This is a genomic window from Methylomonas lenta (genome assembly GCF_001644015.1).
Taxonomy (GTDB): domain Bacteria; phylum Pseudomonadota; class Gammaproteobacteria; order Methylococcales; family Methylomonadaceae; genus Methylomonas; species Methylomonas lenta.
Genome location: NZ_LUUI01000026.1, coordinates 41,157 through 48,453, shown reverse-complemented (window position 1 = coordinate 48,453; position 7,297 = coordinate 41,157). Strand labels below are relative to the sequence as shown.

At 47.8% G+C, this 7,297-nt stretch carries 5 protein-coding genes; 2 read left to right on the top strand and 3 right to left on the bottom strand.

Annotated elements, in window-relative coordinates; genetic code table 11:
• Positions 1–95: 95 nt before the first annotated feature.
• The 3 genes from apbC to A1359_RS01935 all read right to left on the bottom strand — a co-directional run bounded on the left by apbC (position 96) and on the right by A1359_RS01935 (position 3,661).
• Positions 96–1,187 carry an iron-sulfur cluster carrier protein ApbC gene (gene apbC / locus A1359_RS01945; RefSeq protein WP_066977205.1) on the bottom strand — a complete coding sequence of 364 codons (1,092 nt, stop codon included), beginning with the start codon at positions 1,185–1,187 and terminating at the stop codon, positions 96–98.
• A gap of 100 nt (positions 1,188–1,287) precedes the next feature.
• Positions 1,288–2,001, bottom strand: a complete 714-nt coding sequence (locus A1359_RS01940; RefSeq protein WP_066977202.1) for a hypothetical protein — start codon at positions 1,999–2,001, stop codon at positions 1,288–1,290.
• A 58-nt stretch (positions 2,002–2,059) separates the two neighbouring features.
• Entirely contained in the window at positions 2,060–3,661 is a 1,602-nt protein-coding gene (locus A1359_RS01935) for an alkaline phosphatase (protein ID WP_232322077.1), read from the bottom strand.
• A 138-nt stretch (positions 3,662–3,799) separates the two neighbouring features.
• Between A1359_RS01935 and A1359_RS01930 the strand changes: the two genes are divergently transcribed.
• Positions 3,800–5,134, top strand: coding sequence for a L,D-transpeptidase family protein (locus A1359_RS01930; RefSeq protein WP_083960444.1), 1,335 nt, complete (start codon positions 3,800–3,802; stop codon positions 5,132–5,134).
• Positions 5,135–5,148: 14 nt separating this feature from the next.
• Entirely contained in the window at positions 5,149–6,990 is a 1,842-nt protein-coding gene (gene treZ / locus A1359_RS01925; RefSeq protein WP_066977199.1) for a malto-oligosyltrehalose trehalohydrolase, read from the top strand.
• The last annotated feature ends 307 nt before the right edge of the window (positions 6,991–7,297 follow it).

Here is a 7,297-nt window from a genome sequence, read left to right as displayed (position 1 = left end):
CAAGTTCGTCAGCTGTGGGTGCGGATTTATTCGCACTGTGCGGATAAATCCGCACCTACACAGGATTCTTGCATATGATATTCCTTGCGCATTCCTTAGGTATTCTGGATCACAATGTTTGGGAATTTTCCGCTGTAATCCCGTGTACGCATAGCTAATTTCGCGGCCATTTTGCGTGCAATGGCTTTATACATTTCAGCAGCGCGGCTATCAGGTTCAGCTACCACCGTAGGTCTGCCGCTGTCGGCTAATTTGCGGATATTGATGTCCAGCGGCAACGATCCCAGCAACTCGATGTCGTTTTTCTCTGACATCGCCAAGCCGCCACCCTGCCCGAAAATCGCTTCTTCATGCCCGCATTGACTGCAGATGTGGATGCTCATATTTTCCACCAGCCCTAGAATGGGTACATTGACTTTCTCGAACATGCCTATGCCACGCTGAGCATCGATCAGGGCAATGTCTTGCGGTGTAGTCACAACCACCGCACCACTAACCGGAATTTGTTGCGCCAAGGTCAGTTGAATATCGCCGGTGCCGGGCGGTAAATCGATAATCAAATAATCCAGATTAGACCATTGGGTTTGCGTTAATAATTGCTGCAAAGCACCAGTAACCATTGGGCCTCGCCAGATCATGGGTTGGTCAGGATCAACCATATAGCCGATGGAAATAGTCTGAATACCGAAGGATACTTTCGGCAACATCATTTTGCCGTCCAAGGTTTCCGGTTTTCCGGATAAACCCAACATGGTCGGGATACTGGGGCCATAAATATCGGCATCCAAAATACCCACGTTCGCACCTTCTGCAGCCAGGGCCAGTGCAAGATTTACTGAGGTGGTGGATTTGCCAACCCCGCCTTTGCCGGAAGCGATAGCAATAATATTTTTCACATTAGGCAACGGTTTCAGGGTTTTTTGTACCGCATGCGAAACGATGTTTACCTCCACAATCACTTCAATGTTGCCTATGCCGGGTAGCGTCGCCAGCTTTTGCGCCAGCTTTTCTTTTAATTCCGGCAGATAGCTTTTGGCTGGGTAACCCAATTCAATTTTGATGCTGACGTCGGCACCATCAATGGCGATATGCTTGACCGATTTGGCGGAAACCAAATCCGTAGCGACGTTGGGATCGATAAAGGTTTTAAGCAGATTTTCGACAACAACCTTGTCAATACCGGCCATATGTAAACTCCATTGTGTAAGTGACTGTTAATACCTGAGTTAAATACTGGGTATAGCCTATCACTTTAACAGCGGCTATTGAAGCGCAGCACTTGTAATATCAACGTGCGTGGCTATGACCCGCTTTGAGTTTCGGCAAAATCTGCCTGATAACAGCATCGTTTTCTTTATCGCCCAGATCGGCAAAATCGGTAACACTATAATCAGCAGAATCAGGTAACGCCCAGGGTGATTGATGCAAAGCATGAATCGTCTTGATGCGACTGACAATAGTATGCCCTTGCTCTGTGCGCCGAATCAGGGCGGGCAATTGCTCTTGTTCCAGCCAAACAATTTCGATAGTTTTGTTTGGGTCGCTGTTTTTGTAATGGGTTGCCGGACGACCCAGAAATTCTGCTTGGGTATCTGATCGCAAACTTTCAATCATGTCTGAATCCAACAGCGTACTAAGGGCTAGCCAGTCTATTTTTGCGCCTATAGCTTTCAAGTCGCCGGGCAAATAATCGATGATTACTTGTTGGGTGTGAAACACGCGTTGGTAGCTGATGCTGCCATAGACCGATCTAGTCCAGATTTCTCCACTGTTGTCATGCAGATTGTGGGTTTCTAATCGATTCGCTGCCCGGTAGAAACGCCATAAATAGACTTGCTGCGCTTGGTCGGTATCATCGAAAGAAATGACTGTTTCATATTCAACCGCCAGTGCCGGCAGCGGCTGTTGCGACTGAATTTGTAAAGGTTTTACGCTGCATTGGGCACAAGCAGTCAAACCCAGTATTAGCAGGATAGAAAACAGGTAGAGATTTTTTAACATCAATATGCCAAACCCAAAAAGCCGCTCACAAAGCTCTTAATTATTGCCGGCTAGCGGGTTATAAACCGGGTTTAAATCTTAAGGCATTTGCCATCACCTGATAGATATAACTTTGCTCTTGTACGCCATGGAATAAATGGGCTTTTGGGCCGCTAGCAAAAATAGCCACATCTTCGGCAGCATGGGTTTCATTTTCCAGAGGAATGCTGGCTTCCTGCAGAAAATCGGGATGCGCGGTATTGATTGCCGCCAAATCCGGCCGAGCATTTGGTCCGCGATAACCGGGGCCGTTGGCATAGCCTAATGTGGTGTAAGGCAGACCGTTTTGATCCAGGGCAAACGTGTCGCTGCCAGGATGTTTGACCAGACCCATAATCGGGTTGCCGCGTTCCGGGTAACCGGCAATGGTAAAGGTGTGACTATGGTCTGCAGTCACTACAATCAAAGTGTCTTTACTGTGGGTTTTTTCCAGCGCTTTGCGGACGGCGTTGGATAATTCCACCGTATCCGTCAAAGCCCGATAGGCGTTGCCGGCATGGTGAGCATGATCGATACGCCCGGCTTCAACCATTAAGACATAACCTTTTTTGTTTTTGGCGAGAATGTCTATCGCTGTTGCCGTCATTTCAGTCAGCGACGGCTCACCTGCGGTATCGCTAGCCCGGTCGTATTCGTATTCCATATGCGAACGTTCGAATAGGCCTAGCAAATGATCGGTGTGTTTGGGATCGATAGCCTCAAAGCCAGCCTTGTCGTATACGTAGATCGAATGAGGGTAGTGATCCAGCCATTTCTGGGTCAAATTCTGACCATCTTTTCGACCACCAAATTTGCCGGCATCTTCAGGATCAGGCATGGTATTAGGTAAAAACATGCTCCGACCACCGCCGAGCGCCACTTCCAAACCATTACCATAAGGAAAATCGATCAATTGAGAGGCAATATCTTTAACCGTAGCGTCCGCGGGCATTTGCGCATCCGACTCCCAATCGCGTTCTGAAATATGGGCATAACAGACGGCAGGTGTAGCGTGGGTGATACGAGCCGTTGAGACAATACCAGTTGATAAGCCGTGTTCCTCGGCTTGTTCAATCAAGGTTTTAACTTGGTAGACATTGATCACCTCAGCACTTTTTTCCTTGCGTGCAACCTGCATACCCACCGACAATTCACCGTCATTGGTTTTCACACCGCTGATAATAGCGGTCATGGTGGGGGCGGAATCCGCCGTTTGTTGATTGACACTGTAAGTTTTGGATAAGGCCAGATAGGGCAATTGTTCAAAGCTTAAGGAATTTTCCTCGCCGCCACGATTTCCGACTTTGGCTTGCCCTTCTAAAATACGAGCTGCCGTGATGGTGGAAATCCCCATCCCATCGCCGACAAACAAAATGACGTTTTTGGCATAGCCCTCGTTAGGCCTCAGGCGTTCGGCGGCTGCAAGACTTTTTTGCCCGCTTTCCAACCAGAAGTCCGGCGTTTCCAGCTTATTTTGCGCGTGACTGTCGGTTGCAGCCAGCAAAAGCGCTGCCAGTATGACGGCGCCGGAAGTAAGTTTATAGTCGTTGTGCATAAATACCTTGCCGATGGATGGAACGTTTTGCCGGCGGCAATAGCCATAATCAAATAAAGCATGGTAAAAACTTAATGTGTCAGGCATATGACAAACCCTAGTTGTGGACGCCCAGGTTGATAATACCTTGGGTAAAATTAAAATTAAGGTTTGGTTAAAACTCCCCTTTCCCTAAGAAAAACAGCTATGTTTTAAAACACTTATTACTGTATTTCGCTTTAGACTATGATTTCATCGACTCAACAGCACAACGTTTTCCGTATCAACTTAAGTCACTTTACTTTAATGCCCATGCTGCTGCTTGCTATCTTCGCAAGCGGTTGTCAAACCTTGTCTATTACACCTGAGGAGACACATCTTGCTGTATGGACAGGCAAAGCGGAATCCATTGAAAACCACGAATTTTCCATTGCTGACAATCAAACGTTAGTTGGCAATTTGGCCACTGTGGATACCAATGAAAATGACACTTTATCGGATCTGGCGCGTCATTTTGGTTTGGGTTTTACTGACATTACCATCGCCAATCCTGGGCTTGATCCTTGGGCATTGAGTGCCAATCAGTCCGTGTTGTTACCGCTGGAGTTCATTCTGCCTGAAGCCCCACGGAATGGCCTGGTGTTGAATCTGGCTAATATGCGGATGTTTTATTATCCTAAAAATCAAGCCAAAGTAATAACCTATCCTGTGGGTATTGGTCGCGATGGCTGGAATACCCCGATTGGTGCCACCAAGATTGTCGCCAAAAAAGCCAACCCGGCCTGGACCGTGCCTGCATCGATTTTACGTGAGCATCAACAATTGGGTGATCCGCTGCCTAAAGTGATACCTTCCGGCCCGGAAAACCCGCTGGGATACTACGCGATGCCATTGGGTTTTACCGGCTATCTGATTCATGGCACCAATAAGCCCTACGGTATAGGCATGCAAATCAGCCATGGCTGTGTACAGCTTTACCCAGAGGATGTGGAAGAATTGTTTCATCAGGTTGATATTGGTACGCCGGTGCGTATTGTGCACCAACCCTATTTAGCGGCCTGGAAGCAAGATATGCTGTATATCGAAGCTCATCAACCACTGGACAAATGGTCCAAGCAGGATAAGAAGCTGCAAAAAGACCTGCGTAAAAAACTGCAAAAGCTGGCCGCTGAAAAAAATGCCGATATCGACTGGCCTAGTGTTGATGCTGTTATCAATCGAGCGGATGGTATTCCAACACCTATTTTGCAAAATGCTAGAGAATTACCTGCAATCACGGCGGATGCCATTAAAGTGCAACGCCCCGAGCAACTTTATGGACAACCGGTTGTTAACGAGTTGACTGCAAACGATTGGTCGGTTGTGACTGAAAGCTTTGACAGTGAAACCGATGCCCAAAAATTAGCCGCGATGCTAAACCACCAAGGACCGCAAATTCCAGCCCGAAAAATAGCAAAAGATGGCGTTTATCAAGTGGTTGCCGGACCATTTACCAGCAAAAAACAAACCCGAATAATAGCCAATCGCATCAAAAGCACTTTCGATCTGGAGGCTACCCCCGTCAAACCACTGACAAATTGAGCAAGTCACACCGGATGCCATTTGGGACGGAATTCTCAGCATCCGGTATAGCCTGCTTTCGTCTCTGGGCACCGAATGCTCATCACGTTGAGCTCTGTTTGCTCAGCCAGGCAACTGAAAGCCATTATCCCATGCAGCCTGACTCTGAAGGTTGGTGGCTGCTGCGATTGACCGATGTCAATATTGGTATGTTGTATCGTTATCGCATTGACCAACAACATCATGTACCCGACCCTGCTTCGCGCTATCAACCGGCAGACGTGCATGGATACAGCCAACTACTGAATCCGGAAAGCTGGGTTTGGACGGATAACGAATGGCGCGGCCGACCCTGGCAAGAAGCGGTGATTTACGAACTGCATGTCGGCAGTTTCACCCCGGCAGGTAGCTTCAATGCCGTCACTGAAAAGCTGGATTATTTATCTGCACTCGGCATAACCGCCATCCAACTGATGCCGATCGCGGATTTTCCCGGCCAGCGAAATTGGGGCTATGACGGTGTATTGCCTTTTGCCCCGGATAGTCAGTACGGTGCTCCAGACGATCTAAAACGCTTGGTACAAACCGCGCATGCCAAAGGCATGATGGTATTTTTAGATGTGGTCTATAACCACTTTGGACCGGAAGGCAATTATCTGCATCTTTATGCAGAGGCTTTTTTTAGCAAGAAACACCGCACACCCTGGGGCAAAGGATTTAATTTTGATGGCAAACACAGTCATTGGGTCAGGCAATTTTTTATTCATAATGCCAGGTACTGGCTAGAAGAATTTCATCTTGATGGATTGCGGCTGGATGCGGTGCAGGCCATTATCGACAGCAGCCAACCACACTTTCTTGTCGAGTTGGCGAATCAGGTGCGCGAACAATGGGGCGATGAACGGCAGATTCATCTGATTTTAGAAAACGACAGCAATACAGCCGGTTACTTAAATCGCGACACTAACGGCAAGCCTAATCAATACACCGCACAATGGAATGACGACATTCATCATGCCTTGCATGTTTTGTTGACGGGCGAAAGCTGGGGCTATTATCAGGATTTTACCCAGCACCCATTACAGCATTTAAGCCGTTGTTTAACATCAGGCTTTGCCTATCAAGGCGAAATATCAAGCTACCGAAACGCGCCACGCGGCGAGCCTAGCGCTCAGTTATCACCCTTGGCTTTTATCAGCTTCCTGCAAAATCATGACCAAATCGGTAACCGGGCATTGGCGGAACGCATCCATAATTTAGCCCCGGCAGCGGCCGTTCGCGCCGCGACTGCATTGCTGTTATTAGCGCCCTTTCCTACTATGTTATTTATGGGCCAGGAATGGGGTTGCCGACAACCGTTTGGTTTTTTTTGCGATTTTGAAGCGCATTTAGCAAAACGCGTCAATCAGGCCCGGCGACGAGAATTTGCCGATATGCCCGGTTTTGAAACCGCAAAGGCACGCAGAACCATAGCCGACCCAGCAGCTCTGAGTAGCTTTCAAATGTCGATTTTGGATTGGCAAGCCTGTGATCATGAAGAAGAATCGGATTGGCTAAGCTTTCATCGCAAGCTATTGAGATTACGTCAGCAAGCAATTATCCCGCGCTTGCCTATGGTGTTAACAAACAGCCTAGCAAAACAAATCGGCCCACTGGCTTTGCAAATTGACTGGCAAATGGGCGATGGCTCGCGACTGACTGCGCTGCTTAACCTGGGCGAGGTTGCCGTCGATATCAGTACTGACAAACCGGCAGGCCAATTACTGTATGCAACACTCAATGGGCTTGATAGTCAAAATTTTGCAGATAGCTTACCCGCTTGGTCGGTCATTTGGTTGCTCGTTCCGGTAGAACAAACACCCGCTCCAATGAGTTGACAGACAAGGTCAGACAATCAAAATGATTCGCCAATGGGAACAGGAGTAATACGGCCTATTTGAATCCGAATCTCTCGAACGCAATCTATGCAGGCAGACAACTAGTTTGAAATCATCGGCGTCATTAACCTGACAGATTTGGCAGTATTGGACTGACAAATCGGGGTTTATCAACATTGATATTAACCTGAGTACTATGTTTTCAATGCAACTCGGCAGCAAGCTATGCTGGCACCTTCTTTGCTTAACTCATTACGTCCACCCAAAAAGGGCATTAATCAAATTGCACCAGTCTATAAGCAATTTC